Origin of the sequence: Marinospirillum sp., assembly GCF_044810985.1 — a bacterium.
Lineage (GTDB): Bacteria > Pseudomonadota > Gammaproteobacteria > Pseudomonadales > Halomonadaceae > Marinospirillum.
Window position 1 is genome coordinate 2,153,030 of sequence record NZ_CP085242.1, and the last position, 25,388, is coordinate 2,178,417.

The following is a 25,388-nucleotide window of genomic DNA, read 5'->3' on the forward strand; positions in this document are numbered from 1 at the left end:
AAGCATCTTCTGATATAAAGAAGTGTTTGTTATCCACAACCCATCCAAGTATTTTATCCCCCTCTTTCCACAAACTTATCCACAGACAAAAAGGTTTCTTAGGTGATTCCCAGGGGATGTGGAGCCTGGTTAACACTCATCAACAGGCTAATGCCCAGCAACAGAATAGCCAGACCGCCCAGGCCACCCAACAGCAGGGCCAGCCAGGTCAGGGCATGACCTTGCAAACCCAGAAGGCGATAAGCCAGATCACGGGTTTTAACAGCCAGGGTGGCCAGAAACATCACGGTCAGGGAAGTACCAATGGCCATGGTCATCACCGCAGCCACACCCATCCACCAGAGTCCCAGCAGGTTGGCAACCACCAGCACCAGTACGGCACCCGAGCAAGGCCGCAGGCCAATGGACAAGAGCAAGCCGGAGGTTTGCAACAAACTTTTGCCCTCGGTTTGTTCAGGAGCAAGATGGTGAGCCTTGCCACAGGAGGGGCAGACTTGTGGACTCTTGCCTGGAGAAGCGGTTTCCAGGGGTTTCAAGCTTACAAAGTCCTGTTGGAGCTTCTGCTTGGCGATCGGGTATTGCAGAATCGGGGCAGGGGTGTAGCGCAGCTTCCAGAGACGATGCAGAGCTGTAACCAGCAAACCCAGCCCCAGCAAGGCAATTGCAGCAAAGCTGGCCATTTCCACATAAACCACACTGGCAAAGGCTTCACGCGCCAGGCGACCCAGAAGGTGCACCAGAAGGGTGACCAGCAGAATGGCTGTAACCCCCTGCAAAAGAGCGGCAATAAAGGATAAAAACAGCCCTCTCCTGAGCTTCTCCGGCTGGGTCACCAGATAGGCGGTCAATACAGCTTTACCGTGCCCCGGTCCGGCCGCATGAAAGACTCCATACAGAAAGCTGAGCAGCAACAGGGCCCAGGCATTATTCCAGGTGACCTGCTCACTCAGCTTTTCCATAGCATCGGCAAGGCTGCGGTGAAACTCCCTTTGCTTTTGCATAATCCAGAAGTTGAACTGCTGCCAAGTCGTGCTCTGGGTTTCTTGTTGTTCAGCCTCGTCTTGCTCCTGCACTTCAGGTGCTCTTTCGGGCGTTCCGGGCAGGGGGGAGGCCAGACTGACACCGGGCAGTAACAGAAGCAGGCAATAAAACAGAAGAGGCTTCATGGTCGGCAGTCTAGGTTGACAGTTTCGGCAAAATGCTCACCCAGCTGGGGGTCTTCAGGCTTTTCATCTTTATCAAGCGCCATGGCTTTTGCAACCAAATCACCGGGAGGGCTGGGTTCCTGAACATCCACTTCACAGCTTGCAGGCAGCTGCTGTGTATCCAGTTCATTCCCGGCAGCATGCAGAATTTCAATATAATAGGAGGGATCATAAACCTGATACTGCAATCGCTCATCCTGCAGGGTAACGGGGTTTTGTAAGGGCAGAACAAAGCTGAACTCAATCCTGCGGCCCACCTGCATCAGGTTATACTCGGTCACCGGCTCAAAACCCTGGCGTTTGCCAGCCACCGTGACCTGCGTAAAAAAATCAAAATTCTCCAGATTCTGGACCACTTCAAGCGCCAGTTGATCCAAACGCTGATCCAGCTCGTCTTCAGGCCCGCCTTTTTCCAGTTCTTCAATCAGTACCAGACTGTAAAAAGGATCAAAGCGCCAAGCCTGGCGCAGGCCTGTAATCTGGCCCTGTTCATTGACCTGAGGACTGACCCGCAAATCAATCCAGACATGCGGGTGAGCCTGAATACTGCCGGTAAAAAGCAAGAGCGCAAGGAGCAAAAAGCAGTGGCGAAACAGCATGGGTCAACAAACCTGATCAGAATGAAAGCCTATAAATTGCCAGAATATGACCGGTATGGCCAGCTAGGGTTCCAAAGCTGAAAGCAGAGTCTCAAGATTGTGGCGTAGCATTTCAAGGTAGGTGCCTGCCTCTTCCTCTTTTGAGGAAAGAGCATCCGAATAAAGGGTGCCACCCAGCTTGGCGCCTGTCTCTCTTTGCAGTTGCTCCACTAGGCGGGTATCACCGATATTCTCCATAAACACAGCGGTTACCTCGCGATCACGAATCTGGCGAACCAAAGCCGCCATTTCCGAGGCTGAAGGCTCTGAAGCCGTACTGACTCCCTGGGGCGCAACAATAGTCAGGCCATAGGCATCCGCCAGATAGCCAAAAGCATCATGAGGTGTCATGACGATGCGACGATCATCCGGCAGGGCATCAAAACGCGCTTTCATAGCCGAATGCAGTTCCTGCATCTGGGCCTGATAGTTTTCAGCTCTTTGCTGATAGTAGGCTTTACCCTCGGGATCAACCTTGATCAGACCGGCAAGAAGGTTGTCCACATAAACCTGGGCCTGAACAAGGCTCTGCCAGGCATGGGGATCATAGCTGCCATGACCGTGGTCGTGGTCGTGGTCGTGGTCGTCAGGCTCATCGTGATCATCACGGGAAGCCATGGTTATTTTTTCAATGCCCTGAGTGGCTATGACCCGCTCACCCTGATAGCCACTGGCTTCCAGAAGCCGATCCACCCAGCCATTGAAACTCAGGCCGTTTTCCATGACCAGATCCGCTGTAGCCAGAGTGCGTGAATCCGAAGGCCGTGGCTGGTAAACATGTGCGTCTTCATTGGCGGCAACCAGGGTCGTTACTTCCACTCGTTCCCCACCCACCACCTGGGCCATGTCTTGCAAAATACTGAAGGTGGTGACGACCTTCAGGGGCTCATTGCCTTGTTCGGCCAGGGCAGAAGCCCCACTCAGGGTTACAACACCAGCCAGCAACCAACCCAGAGGCTTTTTAAAAACCATGTTTGTCTCCGTTATAGACTAGGACTTCAAATGTTTGCCGGGGTGAACCCAGCGTTTCAGGAGGCCATCACGACCCATGAACAGTGAAAACACATGCAGAATGCCCAGCACCAGAATAATGGCTGGCCCGGTGGGCAAATCTCCGTGCCAGGACAGCAGCAAACCACCCCAGGAGCCCAGCAAACCCAACCCGACAGCGACAAACAACAACTGATCCAGTTGCCGTGCCCAGAAACGCGCTGCAGTAGCGGGCAAAATCATGATCCCCACGGCCATCAGGGTTCCCAGGGCCTGGAAGCCAGCCACCAGATTCAGAACCACCAGGGCCAGAAAAACCAGGTGGGTTGGTGTCCCTATGCGGCTTTGTCTGTTCAGAAAGCCGGGGTCCAGGCATTCCAGAACCAAAGGCCTCAAAAAAACCGCCAGAAGCAACAGGGTGACGGTCGCTATTGCCGCCAAGAGCAACAGAGCTTCATTGTTCAGAGCCAAAACACTGCCGAACAGCAGGTGCAGCAGGTCAATATTGCGGCTTTGAGTGGATACCAGCAGCACCCCCAAAGCCAGGGAAACCAGGTAAAAAACCGCCAAATTGGCGTCCTCTTTAAGCACGGTGATTCTCGCCAGACCTCCGGCCAGAAGAGCAACGATCCAGCCTGCAACCAGCCCTCCCAGAGTCATGGCCCCCAGCGAGAGACCCGCCACCATATAACCCAGAGCTGCACCGGGCAGAATGGCATGGGCAATGGCATCACCCGTCAGACTCATACGACGCAGCATCAAAAACACACCCACAGGTGTGGCACTGATGCTCAGAGCAATACAACCCACCAGAGCCCGGCGCATAAAACCAAATTCAAAAAAAGGGGCCAGCAAAACCTGATAAAGAACATCCAGCATCAGTGAGGCTCCTTGATATCGGCCTCACAAATGGCCGCCAGAGGGTCAAAAGGCGCTTGCATGCGTCTGGCTCTCTCCAGGTTTTCTTCAGTCAACACCTCTTCTGTCGGCCCCAAAGCCAGGGCATCTCTGGCCAGCAACAGCGTTTTTGGAAAATGCTCACGTACCTGACGCAAATCATGCAACACCGCTATCACGGTGCGCCCTTCGCGGTTCCAGGTATGAATCAGTTTCAGCAAATCCGCTGTCGTCTGTTCATCCACGGCAGCAAAGGGTTCATCCAGCAGCAGCAGCTCGGCATCCTCCAACAACAAGCGGGCAAAGAGTATTCTTTGCAGCTGTCCCCCGGAGAGTGAATCCAGAGAGCGCCTTTCAAACCCCTCCATACCCACCTGAGCCAGAGCCTTGTCCACCGCTTTGCGTTGCTGGCGGCTCACGGCTGAAAAAGCGCCCAGTCGCGGCCAGTGCCCCAGACTGACAAAATCCGCAACCCGCAGCGGGAAATCCAGATTCAATCCGGAACGTTGCGGCAAATACGCCAGACTGGGCTTGCCACTGGGCCAGCTAATCCTGCCGCCCAGCGGTCGCAATTCATTCATCAACCCCTTCAGAAGGGTTGATTTGCCCGCACCATTGGGGCCCACCAGGGCCAAGAGATCACCCGTCTGTATTTCCCCCTGCAGGTGGTGGACAGCCGGGTGTCGCTCATAACCCAGGGTCAGGTTTTCAAAAAAGAGTAACGCTTGCCGCTTTTGCATAACCACCTAACCCATTGCCCAGAGCACGAGAAACCACAAAACAACCAGTACCGGCAGTAGTGCCAGCAGGCGAACCAGAATGCCCTGCTGCAGCAAGGAAATATAATTGAGTCTCATCTCAACCTCATAATGTTATAACATAACAAAAACATCTGCAAAAAAATACGAAAGATTGAATGACATCATTGTTCTTCGCTCTTCCGGTTTTCATTCTCATCACTTTCCAGCTCACCCTGGCTGGGGGCATCCCCCAGCATCACACCCAACCAGCGAGTTGAGGGAGCATGTTCCAGCGCCAGCTTGACGATCATGGTCAGAGGGATCGACAAAAACATACCCACAGCCCCAAACATCCAGCCCCAGAGGATCAGAGACAGGAAGACCACCAGAGGTGACAATCCCAGCCCCTTACCCATAAAGCGCGGCTCCACCAGATTGCCCATCAACACATTGACGACCAGATAGCCGCTGGCAACCAGCAGGGCATCAGGCACGCCCAGCTGAACCACTGCCAGAAGCACCGCAGGAATAGCCGCCAGAATCGAACCGACGTTGGGGATAAAATTCATCAGCAGGGCAATCAGGCCCCAGAGCAGGAAAAAGTCCAGACCCAGAAACCAGGTCCAGCCGGCAATCAGTGTCCCGGTCACCAGACTGACGGTGGTTTTGATGGCCAGGTACTTGTTGACCTGGCGAATGAAGTCGCTGGCATTGCGCAGGGATTTCTCGGCATCCGGCAGGGCCAGGCGCAGTTTTTTCGACAGGGTCGCTTCTTCCAGCAACAGGAAGACCACAATAAACAGCATCAGCAAGAGGTTGGTCAGCAGGGCACCCAGATTACTCAACGCCCGGCCCACCCAGTCCATCAACTGAGAGGGATTAAAGTGTTCCAGCAGCTGGTCGCGGTTAACCGGTGCCCCCAACCTTTCCAGCCAGGGTAAAAGCCCCACCATTTCTGCTTCCAGGCGGTTCTGGTATTCCGGGAGACGTATGATGAAATTATCGATGGCACTGCCGACAAAAAGCCCCAACAGCCCTCCGAAAACCACCAGAAAGGTCATGATGATCAGGATGGCCACAACGGGCGGCACCTTTTTGGAGGTCATGAAATGCAGGGGAGGCGTGCAGATGATGCCGATAAAAATAGCCAGAAGAAAAGGCAGAATTATGGTTTCAGCAGCCTTGAGTCCGGCCAGGATAACCACCAGGGCTGCCAGTCCGACCAACCAGTTGAGGCCGGATGTCGGCAATTTGATGTTGTCTGACATGATTGAGCACTATACCCGGAAGCAAAAAGGCCAGTTTACTCTATTCTGCCTTACAGCTACACAGCCCCGGGGAAAGATGAATCAGTTTTTCTGCAGCTCCTTTTTCAGCTCTTTGACTCTTTCCAGGCCTTTCTTGCGCTGAGCGTAGATGACATCCAGCTTGATTTGCAGTTCATCCTTTTCCTCTTCCTGTTTCGCAGACAGCTTTTGCAATTCCCCTTTCAGCTTTCTTTCTTTTTTCTTGAGTTCTTTCAAAACCTTGCGGATGGAATTGATTTCCTTGAACTGGGTTTTTCTGTCGGCATCCAGAAATTCATTGAGACTTGCCATGAGTTTCTTCAGTTTCATGGTTCTACTCCTGTTTCCTTGGCTTCATCATCAACCAGCTGCCTGATTTCCTGTCGATCCAGAGTCAGCTGGTCAGAGTTGTCTTCCAGCTTGGGCAACAAGAGGGTATGCACGGCATCAATCAGGTTTCTGCTGATATCACTGACATAGGATTCATCATTCATGATGGAGGTCGCCACTCTGGCCTCAATACGACGATGACGAATCATTTCATCCAGATCATCAATCAGCTGACGACTGGACTTCTCCAGAGACACCCTAAGCGCATCCAGTGACAAAGCGGTGACATCTTCTGGGTTGGCTTGGAGGAGTTGACGCAATTCGCGCAACAGACGCGCCAGTTGCAGACGTATCAGGTCGTAGCGTTCGCGGATGGCCGGATTGCCTGACAGCCCATGGCGGCTGAGGTTTTTATGCAGGTGCTTCATTCCCTTTACGGCTTCCACCAGATTGCGGCTGGCCTGGCGCAGAATATAAAGGTCTTCACTGGCACTTTGCGTGGATTCACCAGCCTGGGCCTTGGCAATGAAGTCGACAATATCACTGTGCAGGCTTTTTATTTTTTCCTCGTAATAATCATCAACATCCACTGGAAAAATCTTGCGGGTGTATTTGACTTCCTCACTGAGAGAAGCCTTTGAATCGATGACGGAACGCTTCAGGCTTACACCATGCGCCAGCAGGCCATAGGCGTTGTCAAACAGGTGCTTCACTTCCTTGCGCACGGCATTGACGGCTGTTTCCGGTGTTTCCAGAGCTTCCGGATAAAGATACTGGGGAACTTCGGCAGATTTTTTCTGATAGGTGATCCGCGTCACCAGCAGGTTGGACAGGGGCTTCACAAAAGGGGCCAGCAGGCACACACCCAGGACATTGAAGAGACTGTGAAAAAGAGCCAGCTTCAGCAAATAATCCTGATCCCCGATGCCAAGCAGGAAAGCCCCCCGATCAACCAGCCAGGCCAGTTGGCCGATAAAGGCAATCGCCACCGTAGCCGTCAGAACATTGAAAAGCACGTGGGAAGCCGCCAGACGCTTGCCACCCAGGTTGGATGCAAAGGCACCCAGGATAATCGTCACTGTGCTGCCCAGGTTGGCCCCGATGGCCAGAGCCAAAGCGTTTTCATAATTCACTTGACCGGCTGAAAGGGCAGTGATGATAATCAGCAGGCTGGCATGACTGGACTGCATGATGACCGTAATCAGCATACCGATCAGGGTATAAACCACCAGGCCCAAAAAGCCGGGCAGCGCATAGGCGCTCAGGTCAAAATTGCCCTGAAAGGCATCAAAGCCTTCCTTCATGTAGTGGATGCCCAGAAACAGAAAGGCAAAACCCAGCAGCAGATTGCCAAAACCCTTCAGGGCTTTGCTTTTCTGCATGATCAACACCATGCCGAAAATCAGACCCGGCATGGCATAGGCCGCTATATCCACTTTCAGGCCCAGACCGGCAATCAGCCAAGCCCCCGTGGTGGTGCCGATATTGGCCCCCATGATGATGCCAATACCCGCTGCCAGAGTGATCATTTCGGCACTGACAAAGGAAACGGTAATCAGGGAGACCAGCGAGCTGGATTGCATGGCTGTGGTGCTGAGCATGCCGAAGGTGAGGCTTTTCCACAAACGATCGGTGGATTTGCGCAGCAGGGTTTCCAGGGTGCCGCCAGTAAAGGTTTTGAAGCCTTCTTCCAGGCACAGCATGCCAAACATGAAAAGAGCAACCCCGGCTGCAATTCCCATGAAATCAGAACTGGCCCAGAGGGCATAACCCAGCAGGAGCAGTACCAGAGGCAGGGTGAATCTTTTCAACATCAGCTCAGCATCCTTGTAGTTCTTGTTATCGAGTTGACTCACTCACTGTCGAGGAACAACTTGGGCTCCACACGAGCCGTATTCAGGCTCATCGTCCAGTGTAGATGAGGGCCGGTGGATCGACCAGTGGTGCCTACCTGGCCAATGACCTGACCCGCTTCTACCCGGTCACCGATTTGCAGATCCACAAACTCATGCATATGGCAGTACATACTGGTCATGCCCTGGCCATGGTCAATCACCAGGGTTTTGCCATTAAAAAAGTAATGGTTTTTTGCCACGACCTTGCCGGGTAAAGCGGCCTGGATAGGCGTTCCCTGGGGTGCGGCAATATCCAGCCCCGAATGTGGGTTGCGGGGTTCGCCATTGAACACCCGGCGAAAACCAAACAGGCTGGAATAACGACCTTCCAGAGGCTTGACCACTTTTTCCGGCAGGGGCTCAGAGACAGGGCGAAAGTGATTCATGGCTCCCCTGAGTTCAGGCAGCTCTCGCCTGTATCGGGCCAGATCTTCATCCGAGAGGGCAACGTATTCATAGTCCACGTCCAGATGCTGGGCCGGGTACTCCTTGTTGCTCACGCTGAAATCCAGGGCCAGATCACCATCCCGGGTTCGCCAGTAGGCTTGGGTGTCGCCAGGCTTCTGACTGAGAGGAATGCCAACCCAGGCGTACCAGCTGCCATTTTTACGGGCCGTATAAACACGCTCTTCCTGGAAATAGACATGCGGCGGGGCCTCACTGCGTTGCGGCACTTCCAGTATCGCAATCCCTCCGGGAACCCTGGATTCGCGGGGCCAGAACTCAGCTTGAACCTGGCTGGCAGAAAACAGCAGGATCAGGCAGATCAACAGCAGGCGTGGAGTCGACAACATAAATTTTCTCGGTTGTTAAAAGATTAACAGCATCGCACTAGCCCGTGCGCTGGGTACTGCTGTGTTGAACGCGGCAATCCAGTTCACCTGTGGCCAGTTGTACCTGTATTCGATCACCAGGGCCAACTTCTTCTGCCGAACGCAAAACCTGACCCTCTTGATTCCTGGCCAGGGCATAACCGCGTGCCAGGGTTTGCAGGGGACTGATTGCCTGCAAACGGGTCGCCAGGTTCTGCAGCTTTTCCTGCCGATGGCTCAGGCTTTGCTCGCAGGCTCTGGCAGTGCGCTGCTTCAGCTCAGCCAGTCTTTGCTGATGACGGGCCACCTGACGCTGGGGAGAGGTGGCCTGCAAGCGCCCTTGCAAACCCGTGAGTTGCAGGCGTATCTGCTCCAGGCGTCTTTGTGGCTGCTGGGCGATCAAACGCTGGTAAAGCCGGGTCAGAGTCTGGGTTCGGGCTTCCAGAACTCTTTGCGGATTTGCCGCTCTGAGCGACAGGCTGTCCAGATGCTGCTGCTCACGCCGCAAATAACTGGCCATGGCATGACTGAATCGACCTGACAGGGAATTGAGCTGTTCCATCAGGGTTTCTGCATCAGGGCTGACCGCTTCGGCAGCCGCCGAAGGTGTCGGTGCTCTCAGATCACTGACAAAATCCACCAGCGAAAAATCCGTTTCATGCCCCACACCGGTCACCACCGGCATGCCACTGGCCGCCACCATTCTTGCCAGGGTTTCATCATTAAACGCCTGCAGGTCTTCCAGACTGCCGCCGCCGCGTGCCAGAAGCAGCACTTGTGGCTGACCATGATACTGGGCCTGCGCCAGAGCACGACGCAAGGCCGCTGGCGCTTCAGCTCCCTGCACCTGAGCCGGGTAAAGCAAGACCTCAGCCAGGGGCCAGCGACGTTTGAGTACTTGCAGGATATCGCGCAAAGCCGCGCCCTGCTCGGAAGTCACCACCCCGATTCTTTGCGGAAAGGCCGGCAGTGAGCGTTTGTGTTCCGGGTTGAAAAGCCCTTCGGCCTGCAGCTTTTTTTTCAGGGCTTCCAGCCGCGCCAGCAGATCCCCTTCACCACTCAGACGCAACTCCTGAACCAGCAGCTGATACTGCCCCCGACCTTCATAAAGACTGACCTGGCCGCGCAACTGCAACTGATCGCCATTCTTGGGCTGATGCAGCGCCAGCTGATTGCGACCGGCAAACATGACACAGCTGACCTGGGCGCGGGCATCCTTGAGGGTGAAGTACCAGTGCCCCACGGCGGACGCCATGAAGTTGGACACTTCGCCCTCCACCCAGACCTGGGCCAGGCCCTGCTCCAGTAAAGCTTTGGCTTTACCGTTCAGCTGGCTGACACTCAAGCTGGCTGTCAGCTTGCTATCATCGCCGGCCTGAAAAAAAGATTGTGGCATTTCCGCTTACAGACCTATGAAACGCGCCACCGGCATACCGGCAGCCTGGGCCAGAATACCCACCAGCACATTGGACAGCAGGTTGATGCCCAGAAAAACAAAGATGGGGGAGAGATCCAGCCCACCCAGGCTGGGGATGAACTTGCGCACCGGTGCCAGCAAAGGTTCAATCAACTGATACACCAGCAGTGCACCGGGATGACTGGCCTGGGGGGCCACCCAGCTGAGGATGATGGAAATGATCAGGGCAAAGAAGTACAGATCCAGAATGGTTTTGACAACCCCGGCGACACCCCCGACCAAAACACTGCCGATGCCTGCGGGCTGCCCGCTGATCTGCAAGGCCAGAAAAATGCCCAGGGCTTTTAACAGCACGGCCAGCAGCAAACTGGCCGAATCCAGCCGCCCCATGGGACGCAAAACCGCCTGCATCGGCAGTACAACCGGATTGGTTGCTTTGACGATGCCCTGGGTAATCGGATTGAAGTAATCGGCCTTACTCAGGTGCATCAAAAAACGCAGCACCACGATAAACGTCGCCAGGTGAAACAGCAGTTGTATAAAAGAAGCCATTCCCGAACCCATACCCATAAATATCTCCGCTTGTTGAAATCATTCTGGTTATTCTACGTCAGCCAGGCCAGAAGGTCAGTTAATACCCGGCTTATTGCGTGCCCTTGAGCTCTTCCGCCAGCTCCTGTGCGCGTCGGGCAGCAGCCTGGGCCGCTTCTTCCACCAGTTTACGCAGCCCCTGATCTTCAAAGCTCTGGATGGCCTGAGCCGTGGTGCCCCCCGGCGAAGTCACCTTCGCCCTGAGTTGTGCCGGGCTGTCTTCTGTTCCCAGAAGCATTTTACCGGCCCCAAAAGCGGTATTTTCAGCCAGCTTCAAGGCCATATCCGCAGGCAGGCCCAGTTTTTCCCCAGCGGCGGCCAGAGCCTCCGTAAACAGGAAATAATAAGCCGGACCGGAACCCGATACGGCGGTCACCGCTTCCAGCAGGCTTTCTTCTTCCACCCAGAAGGCCTGACCCACGGCTTCACTGATTTGCTGCACCCAGCCACGCTGCTCTTCATTAACTTCAGGTGTGGCAAACAGGCCCGCCACCCCGGCCCCCAACAGGGAAGGCGTGTTGGGCATGGAACGCACCAGAGGCAACTTACCGCCCAGCCAGGTCTGCAGGGTGTCACAGGTCAGGCCGGCAGCAATGCTGACCACCAGGGGTTTATGGGTCTGGAAGCTGGACTGCAAAGGCTTGAGTACCTGCTGCATCATCTGGGGCTTGACGGCCAGAACCACCACCTGGGCTTCAGCAATGGCCTGAGTATTGTCGGTCGTGGTGTTGATGCCGGTTTCTTCTGCCAGGGCTTTCAGCTTTTCTGCACCGGGATCAGCGGCCCAGATTTTACTGGCCGGATAGCCCTGTTGAAGCAGCCCACGCAAGATAGCACCGGCCATATTGCCGGCACCGATAAAAGCCACACTGGGCGTCGATTTGTTTTGCATTGATTCAGCCTTCTGTTTTAAAGAGGTTTTATTGACGGGCACCAAAAATCGCCGTACCGATACGAACCAGGGTACTCCCTTCGGCAATGGCTGCTTCCAGATCGCCACTCATGCCCATCGACAGGGTATCCAGGCGGGCAGCAGGAAAGGCTGCCTGCAGACGTTTTTGCAAGGCAGCCATCTGGGCAAAAGTTGCCCGTTGTTGCTGGTAATCATCAGTTGCGGCCGGAATGCACATCAGGCCACGCAACTCCAGATGTGGCAAAACCATGACCTGTTCCGCCAGTACCAGGGCATCGCTGGCAGCAACCCCTGACTTGCTGGCTTCATCACTGATATTGACCTGAATCAGCACCTGCAAAGGCGGCAGCTTTTCCGGGCGTTGTTCACTCAGCCGCCGGGCCACCTTGAAACGATCCAGAGTGTGCACCCAGGCAAAATTCTCGGCCAGATCACGGGTTTTATTGGATTGAATGGGGCCAATAAAATGCCATTCCAGATCCAGGTCGGCCAATTCCTGTTGCTTTTGCAGGCCTTCCTGCAGGTAGTTTTCCCCAAAAGCCTTTTGGCCGGTAGCCGCAGCTTCGCGAATGGCCGCTGCTGGCTGCTTTTTACTCACCGCCAGAATTTTGACCTGTATTGGGTTTCTAGCAAACTTATGACAGGCTTGCTCTACCTGTTGGCGAACCTTTGCGATATGCTGGGCAATTACTGATTGCAACATCTTGTATACCTTATTTGATTCACCGCTTCTCCCCTGCCAGGGAATTCAGTCAGAGGTCAGTTGATGGATATTACCGAATTGCTCGCCTTCTGCGCAAAGCAGAACGCCTCCGACCTGCATCTTTCTGCAGATCTGCCCCCGATGATCCGGGTTGATGGCGATATTCGCCGCGTCAATGTGCCGCCCATGGATCACAAGGAAGTTCACGCGCTGGTTTATGACATCATGAATGACAAGCAGCGCCGTGACTACGAAGAGTTCATGGAAGTGGATTTTTCCTTTGAGCTTCCGGGTCTGGCCCGCTTCCGGGTCAATGCCTTCAATCACAACCGCGGTGCCGGTGCCGTTTTTCGCCTGATTCCTTCCAAGGTTTTGACTTTGGACGAGCTGGGCATGGGCGATATTTTTCGCAACCTCTCCATGCTGCCCCGTGGCCTGGTACTGATCACAGGGCCCACCGGTTCGGGCAAGTCGACCACCCTGGCGGCAATGATTGATTTTGTGAACGAGCGCAAAAATGCCCACATCCTCACCATTGAAGACCCCATTGAATTTGTCCACGAATCCAAGAAATGCCTGATCAACCAGCGTGAGATTCACCGTGACACCCTGGGCTTTTCCGAAGCCTTGCGCTCGGCCCTGCGCGAAGACCCGGACATCATTCTGGTCGGTGAGATGCGGGATCTGGAAACCATCCGTCTGGCACTGACAGCCGCAGAAACCGGCCACCTGGTATTTGGCACCCTGCACACCACCAGTGCCGCCAAAACCATTGACCGGATCGTGGACGTCTTCCCGGCAGAGGAAAAATCCATGGTGCGCTCCATGCTTTCTGAATCCCTGCAGGGGGTAATTTCCCAGATGCTGCTCAAGAAGGAGGGCGGGGGTCGTGTTGCCGCCCATGAAATCATGATCGGCACTGCAGCTATTCGTAACCTGATTCGTGAAGACAAGATTGCCCAGATGTACTCAGCCATCCAGACAGGGGCCACTCACGGCATGCAGACCATGGATCAGTCTCTGAAACAGCTGCTGACCAAGGGTTTGATCAGCAAAGAAGTTGCGCGTGAAAAAGCCAAACAACCGGAAAGTTTTTAAGCCATGAAATTTACTGACTTCCTCAAACAGATGGCCGAACGCAAGGGTTCGGACTTGTTCATCACCACCGGCATGATGCCTTCCATGAAGGTGGACGGACAGCTGACACCTCTCACCGAGCAAAAACTCTCACCCGACCAGGCTCGGGAACTGGTGTTTGGCGTCATGAACCAGGAGCAGAAGGATGAATTCCGTAGCAACAAGGAGTGCAACTTTGCCATCAGCGCACCCGGCATAGGCCGTTTCCGGGTCAGTGCTTTTTATCAGCGCAACCAGGTGGGCATGGTACTGCGCCGTATCGAGTTTGATATTCCCCAACTGGACACTCTGCGCCTGCCGGAAATCATCAAGGATCTGGCCATGACCAAGCGTGGCCTCATCCTGTTTGTGGGGGCCACGGGAACCGGTAAATCCACCTCCCTGGCATCCATGATTCAGTACCGCAATGAAAACGCCCGGGGTCACATCATCAGCATTGAAGACCCTATTGAATTTATTCACCCCCACAAGCAAAGCATCGTCACCCAGCGTGAAGTGGGTATTGATACCGAAAGCTTTGAGGTGGCCCTGAAAAACACCCTGCGCCAAGCACCGGATGTGATCATGATCGGGGAGGTGCGTAACCGCCAGACCATGGAATACGCCCTGGCTTTTGCGGAAACCGGCCACCTTTGTTTGGCCACACTGCATGCCAATAACGCAGACCAGGCCCTGGAGCGGGTGATTAATTTTTTCCCCCAGGAAAGCCACAACCAGGTATTCATGGATCTCTCCCTGAATCTGCGTGGCATCGTTGCCCAGCAACTCTTGCCCACAGTGGATGGCAAGGGGCGCAGAGCAGCCATTGAGGTTCTGCTGAATACGCCACTGGTCAAGGATATGGTTCGCAAGGGGGATGTGCATCAACTCAAATCCCTGATGAAGAAATCCCGGGAATCCGGCATGCAGACTTTTGATCAGGCTTTGTTTGATCTCTACAACCAGGGTGAAATCAGTGAGGAGGATGCTCTGCAGCATGCCGACTCACCCAATGACCTGCGCCTGATGATCAAGCTGGGCAGTGCCGAAGCGGGCAGTAGCTCGGCAGCCTTTGACAAGGCCGCCAGTAAGTTCAGCCTGGAGGATGACTAGGCAGGGGCAGCTCCGGCAGCTGGCGGTGCATGCCCTGCATGGCCAGCTGATTGAAATAGCGGCTTTTATTTTCATCCCCAAGGGCCGCATACAGTCGGCTCATTTCCGCACAAACCTGGTCTTTGGGTTCCAGCCTTTGGCTGGCCTGAAAATATTCCAGCGCCTTGCCCCATAAACCCAGCTGTTGACTGATCCGGGCCAGAGCATGCAGAAGCACGGCGTCATTGGGTCTTTCCTGCAGCCATTTTTCAGCTTCCAGCAGCCGCCGCTTGGGTTCTGCCTCTAGCGGTAAAACACCATACTCGGCAATCAATCGGGGTGACCAGTGATCTCTGAGCGTGCGTTTCAGCAGCTGTTCCGCTTCAGCGTAACGCTGCTGTTTGATCAGCACCCGACTGTAGGCAAGAACCAGCTCATCTTCCGCTTTTAAACGGCCCGGCAGGGTTTCCCAGAGTTCCTTGATGGCTTTAAAGCCGCCCTCGGAGGTGGAAGAGGAACGCAAAAGTTCATCAAAGCGCCGCAGGTAAACCTCGCGCTCCAGTAATTCCAGCTCTTTGCCGGAACAAATCTGGTACTTGCGAAACTCTGGCAAGAGCTGCATCAAAGGCTTCCAGTCAGCCAGAGCATAGTGGACTTCTTTCAGTTGCCTCAGTACCAAGGGGTGGTTGGGTACCTTCTGGTGCAGGCGTACCAGGGTGGCCAGGGCCTGTTCATAGTGGCCATGATCCAACTGGATACGGGCCTGACTGAAATCAACGGCCAGACTGGCATCCGGCGTGGATTCAGCAGCCGCCTTGAGAAGATTCTCAGCTGTTTCCTCACGTCCTTCATAGTGGGCGGCCTGAGCGGCAGCCAGATAGTTGATCAGGGGGGCACCGGAATTTTTTGCTGACTTGGCAAGCAGTTTTCTGGCCCGGCGCCAACGACCCTCCGCCAGATCCACCAGACCCTTGACGGTGAGTTTCAAGGCCCGCTGGGCCCGGTTGCGCTTATGGCGATCCTTGAGGCCCGCCAGAGGGTGGCTGAGCCAGCCCAGGAGATTGAACAACCAAGCTGCCGCCAGCCAACTCACCAGAAGTATCACCAGCCCCGTCCAGAAAGACATTTCAATGCTGGTTTTGCCATCGGGAAGCACCAGCAGCAGATAGCCGGTGCCCTTCAGTAGTTGTTGCCCCGCCAGTACGGCCAGGGCCAGTATCAGGAGTATAAACAGACCACGCTTTATCATTCTGCCCCCTCCTGAGAATCAGTGCTAGCTTCCTTGTTTTCTTCAAGCAGGGGCAGGAGACGACCGTAGCGTTCGGCAATAAAAGTCTGCAGTTGATCCAGGCTGCCTTCCACCTTGGGCAGTTGCTGTTCAACCGGCTCCGCCTGAAGCTCGGTCACTCGGCTCAGAAAGCTCTGGTTGCCCTCCGCTTCCAGATCAAAAGCCTGCAAACGGGCCACCACTCTTTCCAGACTCTGCTGATAAAGATTTTCCTTGGCTCTCAAGGCTGCCCAGGAGGTCTGCTGTAAAAGACTGCTGATCTGGTGCCGTAAAGCCAGTTCATCCTCGGCAAAAGGCAGAGGTTCAATTGGCAGCTCACGTTTTTTGATCACCACCAGGCTTTTGATTTCCTGCCACAGGTTCCAGTACCAGGGCTGACTGGACTCCTGGCGGGTTGCTTCTTTCAGATCCAGGGAGGGAGCCGGGGTGAGGGGTTGTACTTGCAGGGTCAGCGCCTTGTCTGCCAAACCCTGTAACTCCATGGCCAGGGAAACACGATCCAGAGGACGCAGCTCTTCCAGTTCGGCAATATTTTCCTGAAGTTCCTGGCGTATAGCCAGCGTTCCGGGCACCTCGGCCGCTTTCAACCGCTGTTCGGCTGTTTTGAACAGAGTCAGGGCACCGGTGACATCCTCTTCCAATTGCAGGCGCTGGTTGGCCAGGCGTAGCAGATATTCCACTTCGGCCAGCTGCCAGTCTTTGGGTTTGGGTTCACTGGCTTTCAGCAGATCATCATGCAATTCCTGAAACTGCTGCTGGTGTTGCCTGACATTTTCCTGATAAGTGGCGAGCTTTTCTGCTTGTTGCTGCTGATTGCTTTGTATTGCATCCAGGGCTTGCAGGCTGCCTTTTAACTGCTCCACTGCTTCCTGATCCGGCTTGCTGTTGATTGCCTGGTTCATTTGTCCCAGTTGAGCTTCCAGTTGCCGGGATTTATCGTGACCCAGCCAGGCCAGAGTGGCGGTGCCTGCCAAGGCAATCAGGGTCAGCAGCAGAAGCAGTAACAGCAATCCTTTGGATGACCTGGCGGCGCTGGGCTCTGTCTTTTGTTCTTCTTGTGAAGCAGCTGCAGCGGATTCTTCGGGAAGGTGATCCGGCTTTTCCTGTGGGTCTTCTGTCTGGTTGTTGTCTTCGGTTTTATTCTGGTCAGACATGCTGTTTCCTCTTGATTAGCTGCCACCCGGAAAATGCTTGATCAGTGCTTCAAGCACTGCTTGGGGACCGGCACCCTGGCTGTTGATTACCTGAGCAAAGCCTGCTTCCCTGGCCTGGGTAACCAGGCGCTCACTGGGCAGCAGCAGATGGAGGTGATGATTACTTCCATCTGTAAACTCTATATATTGTTGCAGGGCTTCGCCACTACTGATCACGATGACCTGCCAAGCTTGCGATTTTAACCCTTGGATTTGCTTCTGGCTCAACCGAGGTTTGATGCGGGAATAGAGCTCCAGAGTCTGGATAGAAGCTCCACGTGAAACCAGGGTGTCATGAAGGAGTTTACGGCCCCCCTGGCCTTTGACCAGCAGCAGTTTTTGTCCGCTCAGCTCCTGCAGCTCGGGTAGCTGCAAAAGATCCTCGCTCTTATCACCCCTGGCCGGATAATTCACGCTCAGGCCTTGATCTTCCAGCTTTCGGGCAGTGCCCGCTCCGACACTGAACCAGTCCACTCCCACCGGCCATTGTGGCCAGTAATCATCCAGCCTTTGCAGCAGCTGATCAGCCGCTGTGGGACTGATAACCACCACCTTTTGATAATGATCCAGGTCGATCAGGGCCTGTCGTTGCTGGGGTGGCAACTCCAGTGGCTCTATGTCCAGAAGAGGGATATTCTCAACCTCTGCTCCAGCCTGAATCAAAGGCTCAACCAGGGGAGAGGCCAGATTTTCCGGCCGGGTGGTGAGAACTTTCAAGCCTTCAGGAAGCTGTTGCACTAGGAAACCTTGAAGCCATAAACTTTTTCCAGGATATCCCCTGCACCCTGCTTGAGCAGATCTTCGGCCACCTGGATACCCAAGGCTTCAGGGTCACTGGCTAGCCCGCGGGCTTCAGAGCGCAGCACCCGCCCGCCTTCTGGTTCACCCACCAGCGCCCGCAACCAGAGCTGATCACCTTCGAGCAAGGCATAACCGCCAATCGGCACCTGACACCCGCCCTTGAGACGGGTATTCATGGCCCGTTCTGCCAGTACACAGGTGGTGGATTCGGCATGCACCAAAGGAGCCACCAATTCAGCGGCCAGAGAATCATCACTGCGCAACTCAATACCCAAAGCCCCCTGTCCACAGGCAGGCAGGCTGACTTCTGCAGGCAGTTCCTGGCGGATACGTTCAGCCAGGCCCATACGCTGTAAGCCGGAGGTCGCCAGAATGATGGCATCATAGTCACCGGCATCCAGTTTACCCAGGCGGGTTTGCAGGTTGCCACGCAGCCAGTTAACGGTCAGGTCCGGGCGATTGGAAAGAATCTGACAGCCCCGTCGCAAACTGGACGTCCCGATTATTTTGCCGGCAGGCACTTCATCCAGGCTGTTATAGGTATTGGAAACAAAGGCATCCGTGGGGGCATGACGTTCCATTATCGGGCCCAGGTAAAGACCTTCAGGAAACTCCATGGGCACATCTTTCATGGAGTGCACGGCAATATCGGCTTCACCGGAAAGCATGCTGGCTTCCAGTTCTTTAACAAAAAGCCCCTTGCCACCAATCTTGGCCAAGGGGGTATCCAGAATCTTGTCACCCTGGGTTTTGATGGGTACCAGCAAAACCTCAAGACCCGGATGCAGCTCTTCCAGCCGGGCTTTAACATGTTCTGCCTGCCAGAGAGCCAGAGGACTGCGGCGGGTTGCTATACGAATTCGTGACACAAGAACTCCAGATTTTCAGGTTTCAAAAATTATTCAACAGTGACTGATTTGGCCAGATTCCGCGGCTGGTCGACATCCGTGCCCTTGAGTACCGCGACATGGTAGGAAAGCAGCTGCAAGGGCAGGGTGTAGATGATCGGTGCCAGGAGTTCGTGAACTTCGGGCAGGTGAACCACCTTCATGCCTTCTTCCGGTTTCAGCAGGGTGACCGGGTCAGCAAAAACATAGAGTTCGCCCCCTCTGGCCCGCACTTCCTGGAGGTTGGACTTGAGTTTATCCACAAGGTCATCCGGTGGGGCCACGGCAATCACCGGCATGTCTTTATCCACCAGCGCCAGGGGGCCGTGTTTCAGCTCACCGGCTGGATAGGCTTCAGCATGGATGTAGGAAATTTCCTTGAGCTTGAGTGCGCCTTCCAGGGCAATGGGGAAGTGGCTGCCCCGCCCGAGAAACAGAGCATGATGTTTTTCCGCAAAATCTTCGGCCAGTTTTTCAATTTCCCCGTCCAGCTTGAGGGTTTCTTCAGCCAACCTGGGCAGGTGCCGCAAGGCTTCAACTATTTCTGCTTCCAGTGGATCATCGGATTCACTGCCCTGATGCAGGCAAGCGCGACGCAAAGCCAGGGTCAAAAGCAGCAGGGCAGTCAACTGGGTGGTGAAGGCTTTGGTGGAGGCCACACCGATTTCCGGCCCAGCCTGGGTCATTAAACTCAGATCGGATTCGCGCACCAGAGAAGAGCCGGGGACGTTACAGATGGCCAGGCTGGCCAGATAACCGGCCTCTTTGGCAAAACGCAAAGCAGCCAGGGTGTCTGCTGTTTCCCCGGACTGGGAGAGGGTGACAAACAGGCAGTTGTCCGCCACCACCACATCCCGGTAGCGGTATTCGCTGGCGACTTCCACCTGGCAGGGCAGGCCCGCCAGCTTTTCGATCCAGTAGCGGGCAACCATCCCGGCATGATAACTGGTGCCGCAGGCAATAATCTGTACCTGCTTGACCTGGGGAAGCAACTCCATGGCCGCACTGCCCAAAGCCTGAGGAAGCACCCGGCGATCGGAAAGACGCCCTTCCAGAGTGGCTGCCAGAACGGCGGGTTGTTCATGAATTTCCTTGAGCATGAAGTGCTTGTAGTCGCCTTTTTCAGCGGCCTGATTGCCATGCTCCCACTGGCAGACTTCGCGTTCAACGGCTTCACCCTGGGCATTGATAATCTGGTGCTCTTCCAGGCTCAGGCAAGCCAGATCGCCCTCTTCCAGATAAATAAAGCGATCCGTTACCTGTAAAAGAGCCAGTGGGTCAGAGGCACAAAAATGCTCGCCCATACCCACACCAATCACCAGTGGGCTGCCTTTACGGGCACAAACCAGCACTTCAGGCTGGCTTTGATGAATCACCGCCAGGGCAAAGGCACCTTCCAGCTGCTGAATGGCTTGACGCACCGCCTGGGTCAGATCTCCGGTTTGCTGGTAAAGCTGATGCACCAGATGGGCCACCACTTCAGTGTCTGTTTCCGAGGTGAATTGATAACCAGCCTGGCTGAGTTGCTCTTTCAGATTGAGGTAATTTTCAATAATTCCGTTATGCACCAGTGCCAGTTCATCGCTGGAAAGGTGGGGGTGGGCATTGCTTTCACTGGGCACACCATGAGTCGCCCAACGGGTATGAGCGACACCCAGGTGGCCCTTCATGGGCTGATCTTCCAGGCAGGCTTCAACCTGCGCGACCTTACCCTGGGCGCGCCGACGCTGCAGTTGACCCTGGCTATCAATGACAGCCAGGCCAGCCGAGTCATAGCCACGATATTCCAAACGCTTCAAGCCTTCCAGCAGGATGCCGGTGACATTGCGTTCAGCGATGGCCGCTACAATTCCGCACATACTGAGTTTCCTTTATTCGGTGGTTTTCTTGGCAGGGCGAGGCCAGTTGTTTTTTTGCAGCTGTTTGGCACGGGTCACTGCCAGAGCATGATCAGCCACATCCCGGGCAATGGTGGATCCAGCCCCCACGGTGGCCCCTGCACCTATGTGCACCGGCGCCACCAAGCTGGAATTGGAACCAATAAAAGCACCAGCACCAATTTGGGTGGTGTGTTTGTTGACCCCATCATAGTTGCAGGTGATGGTTCCTGCACCAATATTGGCGTGTTCACCCACCCAGGTATCACCAATGTAACTAAGGTGGTTGACCTTGGCACCCTGACCCAGGTGGGCTTTTTTGGTTTCCACGAAATTGCCGACCTTGGCCAGGTTTTCCAGGTGAGTGCCGGGGCGCAAGCGGGCAAAAGGACCTACTTGATTGTTGCCATCCAGGTCACAGTCTTCGAGTACTGAGTGAGAAGCAATTTTGACATCCGGCCCAACACGAACATTTTTCAGGACACAATAGGGGCCGATCTCCACACCTTCCGCCAGTTCAACCCGGCCTTCAAAAACACAGCCCACATCAATGAACACATCACGTGCAGTGTTCAGCTCGCCGCGCACATCAATTCGGTCAGGATCAGCCAGAGTGACACCCGCCAGCATCAGTTCCTGGGCCTGGTTAGTTTGAAAAGCACGCTCCAGTGCGGCCAGTTGCAGGCGATTATTGACGCCCTCCACTTCTTCGCGGCGAGCGGGCTGCACACTGGCAATGCGGGTTTTTTCCCGGTAAGCCAGATCAATAATATCGGTCAGATAGTATTCACCCTGGGCATTGTCATTGGATAATTGCGGGAGCCAGCGACGCAACTGTTTGGAAGTCACTGCCAGAATTCCGGTATTCACTTCGGTGATCAGAAGTTGTTCCGCTGAAGCGTCTTTTTGTTCAACAATGGCAGACACCTCACCGGCCTCGTCACGCAGAATACGCCCGTAACCCTGAGGGTCGGACAAGTCCACGGTTAACAACCCCATCTGCTGGTCGCTGACCTGCTCCAGAAGTTGCTCGAGAGTTTCCTTGCGAATCAGGGGCACATCACCGTAAAGAATCAGAACCCGGCTGTCTTCCATGAGGGAGGGTACGGCCTGATCAACAGCATGTCCGGTGCCCAGTTGTTCTTCCTGAACCACAAAGTCGACATCATCCGCCATCAGGGTGTCTCGCACCTGGTCAGCACCGTGACCGATCACCAGATGAATTTTTTCCGCAGCCAAGGCGCGAGCGGTATCCGCAACGTGCCCGGCCAGGGGCTTGCCTGCCAGACGGTGTAAGACCTTGGGCAGAGCTGAGCGCATACGGGTTCCCTGACCCGCGGCAAGAATAATGACTTCCAGTGACATGCTTACCTCGTGCAGTTGTATCCAGCTTTAAAAATCAAACGCCACCAATTTTCAGTATTGAGCTGGCAATACCAAAGTAAATCAAAACCCCGATGATATCGGCAATTGAAGTCACCAGAGGGGCACTGGCGGTGGCCGGGTCCCAGCCCAGTTTATTCAAAACAAAAGGCAGGCTCATACCGATCATGCTGCCCACAATTACGATGGCCAGCATACTGTAGGCAACCACCTGGGCAATATCCACACCACCGCGCCACAAACCGATACCGGCAATGGCTGCAGCCATGGTCAAACCCAGAGACACAGAAACCAGCAGTTCGCGACCCAAAAGCTTGCCCCAGTCCCTGGCACCAACATCACCCGTCGCCAGACCCCGAATCATCAGGGTGGAGGCCTGGGAGCCGGCATTCCCTCCACTGGCCACCAGCAGAGGAAGAAAGAATACCAGCACCACATAGGTTTCTATGGTTTCTTCATAAAAAGCGATACCGGCACCGGACAGGATGTTGGCAAACACCAGCAACACCAGCCAGTTGATCCTGCGTTTGTATAGATTGAAGATGCTCGCCTTACCAAAGCTTTCATCCAGAGGCCCCACCGAAGCCCCCTTGTGAATATCTTCGGTGGCCTCCTGTTCGGCAACATCCATAGCATCATCATAGGTGACAATACCCACCAGACGATCTTCATTATCCAGAACCGGCAAGGCCAGAATATCGTAACGACTGATCTTGCGGGCGGCTTCTTCCTGGGCTTCGTGGACATTAATGCTGACCACTTCACCGGTCATCAGTTGCTCCAGGGTCGCACCGGGTTTGGCCAGTATCAGTTGCCGCAGGGAAACTGTGCCCACCAATTTCTGTTCGCTGTCGAGTATATAAATTTGATAGATGGTTTCGGCATTGGGAGCTGTCTGACGGACAATTTCCAGGGCTCTGGTTACCGTCACACCATCAGGCACAGTGACATAATCACTGGTCATCACTGCACCGGTAGTGCCTTCTTCATAACTCGCCAAGCGACGCAAATCTTCCCTTTCTTCCTTGGCCAGGCGGCGCAGGACGGCCTGCTGGCGATCTTCACTCAGCAGGTTAAACAGGTCAGCCCTTTCATCCGAGTTCATCCGGGTGAAGAGTTGCGTCAGACCCATTTCCGACATTTGTTCCGCGATTTCGGATTGTCTGCCGGGCTCCAGATAGGCAAAAGCATCCGCACGCTGCTCAAGGGGCAGGTGCGTCAAAAGTTTGAGTGTATCTTCCGGGGTTTCATGAACGACAAATTCAGCCAGATCCGCTGGCTGAAGTTCGGCAATCAGTTGTTCAATAATCAAGGTATCGTCCTTGATTATTGCCTCATGCAGTGCTGAAGCGAGTTCTTGATAAGTCATTCAGCCCCCCGAGCTACCTGTCGTTTAAGGATTCAGTATTTTATCAGTCAATTCACGGCCCAGATGTTCTTGCATGGCTTCGGAGAGCCAGGTTTCCCAGGTATCCTCGTTGCGGCTGATCAACAACACCTTGATGTCTTCTCGCCGGGCAGTCTCCAGGCTTTCTTCCACACCCATGACCATAAAGGCCGTGGCCCAGGCATCAGCCACAGCATTGCTGGGGTGCTGAACTGTAACTGAAGCCAGATTGTGATCAATCGGCCACCCGGTTTTGGGATGAATAGTATGCGATAGACGACGTCCTTCCACTTCATAGTAATTGCGATAATCACCCGAAGTGGCAATGGAGGCATCAACCAGAGGAAGAATATGATGGGCTTGTTGAAGGTTACCCTCAGGAACTTCCACACCAATGCGCCAGGGCTGCTCTGGCTTACGCTCCCCCCCAACGATCAGTTCACCGCCAATATCCACCAGATAGTTCTCCACACCCTGGGATTCCAGCCAGGCAGCAACCCGGTCAACAGCATAACCCTTGGCAACAGCGGACAGATCAATATAAAAATCTTTCAGGCGCCGCGCCTGCTGCTTGTCCGCATCCAGCTCCAGATTTTGATAGCCGGCATTGCCCAGACGCTCTTTCAGCTCCTGAGTATCCGGGATTTCTTCCGGTCTATGTTCAGGGCCAAAACTCCAAAGATTCACCAGGCCCCCCACTGTCACATCAAAAGCACCGGAGCTGGCTTGGGAAACCCTCTGACTAATTTCCAGAACTTCAAACAGCTCCTCGGAAAGAGGCAGCCATTCCCCCACTTCCTGTCGGTTGAGTTGATTGAGCTCTGAGTCTTCCCGGTAAGTGGACATGCTTGCATCCACCGCTTGCAATTCACGCTGGATACCGGCTTCCAGCTGTTCAGCTTGTTGTTCGGACCAGTCATCGGGAAAGGTGGCCAGCCAGAAGGTGCCGAATATCTGCCCCTGGAAACGCAAAGGTTTGGTTTCTTCCTGTTGGCTGCAAGCCGACAGCAACAGAAAGACAAGGAGGAAAACCGTCAATTGCAAAGCTTTCATAAAATCACCAGAAAAAATACAGCAGAAGGATACCTAACAGGACTCGGTAGGCAACAAAAGGCTGCATACCCAGACGTTGAATAAATACCAGAAAATAATGGATACACAAGTAAGCACTGATGCCTGAAAGCAAGGCCCCCCAGAAAAGGGCCTGCCAGTCGACCGGATGGTCACTTTCCACTAATCCCAGAATTTCCAGCATACCGGCCAGGGTTATAACCGGGATGGACAACAAAAAAGAAAAACGCGCAGCGGCTTCACGACTTAGGCCCATCAGCAAGGCCGCCGTAATGGTGATTCCCGAACGTGAAGTCCCCGGAATCAGTGCCAGTGCCTGAGCCAGAGCAATGAAGAGGACATCCTTCCAGGTCATCTGGTTTTCTGTGCGTGCACCCTTATTTCCCCAGTCAGCATAGGCCAACAGCAAGCCAAAACCTATCAGGCTGAAAGCCATGACCACAGGACTGCGTAGTTCACTGGCAATCCAGCTGTTCAAGGTGATTCCGGCCAGACCAACCGGGATGGTAGCAAAAATGACGGCCCAGGCCAGCCTGGCATCTTCATTCAACTGACGGGTTTGCAGTGAACGCCCCCAGCCAAGAGTCATTCTGACCAGGTCATGACGAAAATAGAGGACAACAGCTGACAGGGTGCCAACATGAAGGGCAACATCAAACGCCAGTCCCTGGTCTGTCCAGGAAGTGACCACAGGCACCAGAATAAGGTGGGCTGAGCTGGAAATGGGCAGAAATTCGGTCAGTCCCTGAACCAGAGACAAGACAAGGAGTTGCAGCCAATCCATTTGACAATACCTGTGTAGAAAAAGTGGATACCACGACAAAAGGCGGCACTAGGCCGCCTTTTTACTGCAGTTTCCTGCAAACTGAGCCAAGA

The 25,388-nt window shown here is 54.5% G+C and carries 24 protein-coding genes; 2 read left to right on the top strand and 22 right to left on the bottom strand.

Annotated features, from left to right (window positions below; all coding sequences use genetic code 11):
- Window positions 1-98 precede the first annotated feature (98 nt).
- The 13 genes from LG323_RS10080 to LG323_RS10140 form a co-directional block, all read right to left on the bottom strand.
- A complete protein-coding gene (locus LG323_RS10080; RefSeq protein ID WP_404415618.1) occupies window positions 99-1,166 on the bottom strand; it encodes a nickel/cobalt transporter in 1,068 nt (355 codons plus the stop codon).
- Window positions 1,163-1,804, bottom strand: coding sequence for a DUF1007 family protein (locus LG323_RS10085; RefSeq protein ID WP_404415621.1), 642 nt, complete (start codon window positions 1,802-1,804; stop codon window positions 1,163-1,165). Before LG323_RS10085 ends, LG323_RS10080 begins: the two co-directional genes overlap by 4 nt.
- A gap of 63 nt (window positions 1,805-1,867) precedes the next feature.
- Window positions 1,868-2,815 (bottom strand): metal ABC transporter solute-binding protein, Zn/Mn family, encoded by a 948-nt coding sequence (locus LG323_RS10090; protein WP_404415624.1) that lies wholly within the window; start codon window positions 2,813-2,815, stop codon window positions 1,868-1,870.
- 18 nt (window positions 2,816-2,833) lie between these two features.
- Entirely contained in the window at window positions 2,834-3,712 is an 879-nt protein-coding gene (locus tag LG323_RS10095) for a metal ABC transporter permease (protein ID WP_404415627.1), read from the bottom strand.
- On the bottom strand, window positions 3,712-4,470 hold the full coding sequence (locus LG323_RS10100; RefSeq protein ID WP_404415630.1) for a metal ABC transporter ATP-binding protein: 759 nt from the start codon (window positions 4,468-4,470) through the stop codon (window positions 3,712-3,714). The genes LG323_RS10095 and LG323_RS10100 overlap by 1 nt, the downstream gene beginning before the upstream one ends.
- Before the next feature lie 182 nt (window positions 4,471-4,652).
- Entirely contained in the window at window positions 4,653-5,738 is a 1,086-nt protein-coding gene (locus tag LG323_RS10105) for an AI-2E family transporter (protein WP_404415632.1), read from the bottom strand.
- An 81-nt stretch (window positions 5,739-5,819) separates the two neighbouring features.
- On the bottom strand, window positions 5,820-6,086 hold the full coding sequence (locus LG323_RS10110; protein ID WP_310695361.1) for a hypothetical protein: 267 nt from the start codon (window positions 6,084-6,086) through the stop codon (window positions 5,820-5,822).
- Window positions 6,083-7,900, bottom strand: coding sequence for a Na/Pi symporter (locus tag LG323_RS10115; protein ID WP_310695360.1), 1,818 nt, complete (start codon window positions 7,898-7,900; stop codon window positions 6,083-6,085). Before LG323_RS10115 ends, LG323_RS10110 begins: the two co-directional genes overlap by 4 nt.
- A 38-nt stretch (window positions 7,901-7,938) precedes the next feature.
- Window positions 7,939-8,775: a peptidoglycan DD-metalloendopeptidase family protein gene (locus tag LG323_RS10120; protein WP_404415637.1), complete on the bottom strand. Its 837-nt coding sequence runs from the start codon at window positions 8,773-8,775 to the stop codon at window positions 7,939-7,941.
- Window positions 8,776-8,812: 37 nt separating this feature from the next.
- Window positions 8,813-10,189, bottom strand: coding sequence for an exodeoxyribonuclease VII large subunit (gene xseA / locus LG323_RS10125; protein ID WP_404415640.1), 1,377 nt, complete (start codon window positions 10,187-10,189; stop codon window positions 8,813-8,815).
- A 6-nt stretch (window positions 10,190-10,195) separates the two neighbouring features.
- The gene (locus LG323_RS10130) at window positions 10,196-10,762 is read right to left on the bottom strand and encodes a YggT family protein (protein ID WP_404415642.1); all 567 of its coding nucleotides are present in this window, start codon (window positions 10,760-10,762) and stop codon (window positions 10,196-10,198) included.
- Window positions 10,763-10,853: 91 nt separating this feature from the next.
- Entirely contained in the window at window positions 10,854-11,693 is an 840-nt protein-coding gene (gene proC / locus LG323_RS10135; RefSeq protein ID WP_310695356.1) for a pyrroline-5-carboxylate reductase, read from the bottom strand.
- A 28-nt stretch (window positions 11,694-11,721) separates the two neighbouring features.
- Window positions 11,722-12,417, bottom strand: a complete 696-nt coding sequence (locus tag LG323_RS10140) for a YggS family pyridoxal phosphate-dependent enzyme (RefSeq protein WP_404415645.1) — start codon at window positions 12,415-12,417, stop codon at window positions 11,722-11,724.
- 63 nt (window positions 12,418-12,480) lie between these two features.
- Between LG323_RS10140 and LG323_RS10145 the strand changes: the two genes are divergently transcribed.
- Together LG323_RS10145 and LG323_RS10150 are read left to right on the top strand one after the other, a co-directional pair.
- Window positions 12,481-13,515 (top strand): type IV pilus twitching motility protein PilT, encoded by a 1,035-nt coding sequence (locus tag LG323_RS10145; RefSeq protein ID WP_310695354.1) that lies wholly within the window; start codon window positions 12,481-12,483, stop codon window positions 13,513-13,515.
- A gap of 3 nt (window positions 13,516-13,518) precedes the next feature.
- Entirely contained in the window at window positions 13,519-14,646 is a 1,128-nt protein-coding gene (locus tag LG323_RS10150) for a PilT/PilU family type 4a pilus ATPase (RefSeq protein WP_404415648.1), read from the top strand.
- Here the strand turns inward: LG323_RS10150 and LG323_RS10155 are convergent.
- The 9 genes from LG323_RS10155 to LG323_RS10195 are packed head-to-tail and all read right to left on the bottom strand — an operon-like array spanning window position 14,627 to window position 25,296.
- Window positions 14,627-15,874, bottom strand: a complete 1,248-nt coding sequence (locus LG323_RS10155; protein WP_404415651.1) for a heme biosynthesis protein HemY — start codon at window positions 15,872-15,874, stop codon at window positions 14,627-14,629. The two genes, LG323_RS10150 and LG323_RS10155, sit on opposite strands and share 20 nt — an antisense overlap.
- On the bottom strand, window positions 15,871-17,067 hold the full coding sequence (locus LG323_RS10160) for a uroporphyrinogen-III C-methyltransferase (RefSeq protein ID WP_404415654.1): 1,197 nt from the start codon (window positions 17,065-17,067) through the stop codon (window positions 15,871-15,873). The genes LG323_RS10155 and LG323_RS10160 overlap by 4 nt, the downstream gene beginning before the upstream one ends.
- A gap of 15 nt (window positions 17,068-17,082) precedes the next feature.
- Window positions 17,083-17,844, bottom strand: coding sequence for a uroporphyrinogen-III synthase (locus tag LG323_RS10165; RefSeq protein WP_404415657.1), 762 nt, complete (start codon window positions 17,842-17,844; stop codon window positions 17,083-17,085).
- Complete coding sequence (gene hemC, locus LG323_RS10170) at window positions 17,844-18,776, bottom strand: hydroxymethylbilane synthase (RefSeq protein ID WP_404415660.1); 933 nt, start codon at window positions 18,774-18,776, stop codon at window positions 17,844-17,846. The genes LG323_RS10165 and hemC overlap by 1 nt, the downstream gene beginning before the upstream one ends.
- Window positions 18,777-18,805: 29 nt before the next feature.
- Window positions 18,806-20,653 carry a glutamine--fructose-6-phosphate transaminase (isomerizing) gene (gene glmS, locus LG323_RS10175; RefSeq protein ID WP_404415663.1) on the bottom strand — a complete coding sequence of 616 codons (1,848 nt, stop codon included), beginning with the start codon at window positions 20,651-20,653 and terminating at the stop codon, window positions 18,806-18,808.
- A 12-nt stretch (window positions 20,654-20,665) separates the two neighbouring features.
- Entirely contained in the window at window positions 20,666-22,036 is a 1,371-nt protein-coding gene (gene glmU / locus LG323_RS10180) for a bifunctional UDP-N-acetylglucosamine diphosphorylase/glucosamine-1-phosphate N-acetyltransferase GlmU (RefSeq protein ID WP_404415666.1), read from the bottom strand.
- A gap of 34 nt (window positions 22,037-22,070) precedes the next feature.
- The gene (gene mgtE / locus LG323_RS10185) at window positions 22,071-23,423 is read right to left on the bottom strand and encodes a magnesium transporter (protein ID WP_404415669.1); all 1,353 of its coding nucleotides are present in this window, start codon (window positions 23,421-23,423) and stop codon (window positions 22,071-22,073) included.
- A 24-nt stretch (window positions 23,424-23,447) separates the two neighbouring features.
- Window positions 23,448-24,494, bottom strand: coding sequence for an FAD:protein FMN transferase (locus LG323_RS10190; RefSeq protein WP_404415672.1), 1,047 nt, complete (start codon window positions 24,492-24,494; stop codon window positions 23,448-23,450).
- Between the two features lie 4 nt (window positions 24,495-24,498).
- Window positions 24,499-25,296: an undecaprenyl-diphosphate phosphatase gene (locus LG323_RS10195; RefSeq protein WP_404415675.1), complete on the bottom strand. Its 798-nt coding sequence runs from the start codon at window positions 25,294-25,296 to the stop codon at window positions 24,499-24,501.
- Between the last annotated feature and the right edge of the window lie 92 nt (window positions 25,297-25,388).

Coding starts and splice junctions, on each gene's coding strand:
- LG323_RS10080 (WP_404415618.1), bottom strand. CDS start 1,166: ATGAAGCCTCTTCTGTTTTATTGCCTGCTTCTGTTACTGCCCGGTGTC.
- LG323_RS10085 (WP_404415621.1), bottom strand. CDS start 1,804: ATGCTGTTTCGCCACTGCTTTTTGCTCCTTGCGCTCTTGCTTTTTACC.
- LG323_RS10090 (WP_404415624.1), bottom strand. CDS start 2,815: ATGGTTTTTAAAAAGCCTCTGGGTTGGTTGCTGGCTGGTGTTGTAACC.
- LG323_RS10095 (WP_404415627.1), bottom strand. CDS start 3,712: ATGCTGGATGTTCTTTATCAGGTTTTGCTGGCCCCTTTTTTTGAATTT.
- LG323_RS10100 (WP_404415630.1), bottom strand. CDS start 4,470: ATGCAAAAGCGGCAAGCGTTACTCTTTTTTGAAAACCTGACCCTGGGT.
- LG323_RS10105 (WP_404415632.1), bottom strand. CDS start 5,738: ATGTCAGACAACATCAAATTGCCGACATCCGGCCTCAACTGGTTGGTC.
- LG323_RS10110 (WP_310695361.1), bottom strand. CDS start 6,086: ATGAAACTGAAGAAACTCATGGCAAGTCTCAATGAATTTCTGGATGCC.
- LG323_RS10115 (WP_310695360.1), bottom strand. CDS start 7,900: ATGTTGAAAAGATTCACCCTGCCTCTGGTACTGCTCCTGCTGGGTTAT.
- LG323_RS10120 (WP_404415637.1), bottom strand. CDS start 8,775: ATGTTGTCGACTCCACGCCTGCTGTTGATCTGCCTGATCCTGCTGTTT.
- xseA (WP_404415640.1), bottom strand. CDS start 10,189: ATGCCACAATCTTTTTTTCAGGCCGGCGATGATAGCAAGCTGACAGCC.
- LG323_RS10130 (WP_404415642.1), bottom strand. CDS start 10,762: ATGGCTTCTTTTATACAACTGCTGTTTCACCTGGCGACGTTTATCGTG.
- proC (WP_310695356.1), bottom strand. CDS start 11,693: ATGCAAAACAAATCGACGCCCAGTGTGGCTTTTATCGGTGCCGGCAAT.
- LG323_RS10140 (WP_404415645.1), bottom strand. CDS start 12,417: ATGTTGCAATCAGTAATTGCCCAGCATATCGCAAAGGTTCGCCAACAG.
- LG323_RS10145 (WP_310695354.1), top strand. CDS start 12,481: ATGGATATTACCGAATTGCTCGCCTTCTGCGCAAAGCAGAACGCCTCC.
- LG323_RS10150 (WP_404415648.1), top strand. CDS start 13,519: ATGAAATTTACTGACTTCCTCAAACAGATGGCCGAACGCAAGGGTTCG.
- LG323_RS10155 (WP_404415651.1), bottom strand. CDS start 15,874: ATGATAAAGCGTGGTCTGTTTATACTCCTGATACTGGCCCTGGCCGTA.
- LG323_RS10160 (WP_404415654.1), bottom strand. CDS start 17,067: ATGTCTGACCAGAATAAAACCGAAGACAACAACCAGACAGAAGACCCA.
- glmS (WP_404415663.1), bottom strand. CDS start 20,653: ATGTGCGGAATTGTAGCGGCCATCGCTGAACGCAATGTCACCGGCATC.
- glmU (WP_404415666.1), bottom strand. CDS start 22,036: ATGTCACTGGAAGTCATTATTCTTGCCGCGGGTCAGGGAACCCGTATG.
- mgtE (WP_404415669.1), bottom strand. CDS start 23,423: ATGACTTATCAAGAACTCGCTTCAGCACTGCATGAGGCAATAATCAAG.
- LG323_RS10190 (WP_404415672.1), bottom strand. CDS start 24,494: ATGAAAGCTTTGCAATTGACGGTTTTCCTCCTTGTCTTTCTGTTGCTG.
- LG323_RS10195 (WP_404415675.1), bottom strand. CDS start 25,296: ATGGATTGGCTGCAACTCCTTGTCTTGTCTCTGGTTCAGGGACTGACC.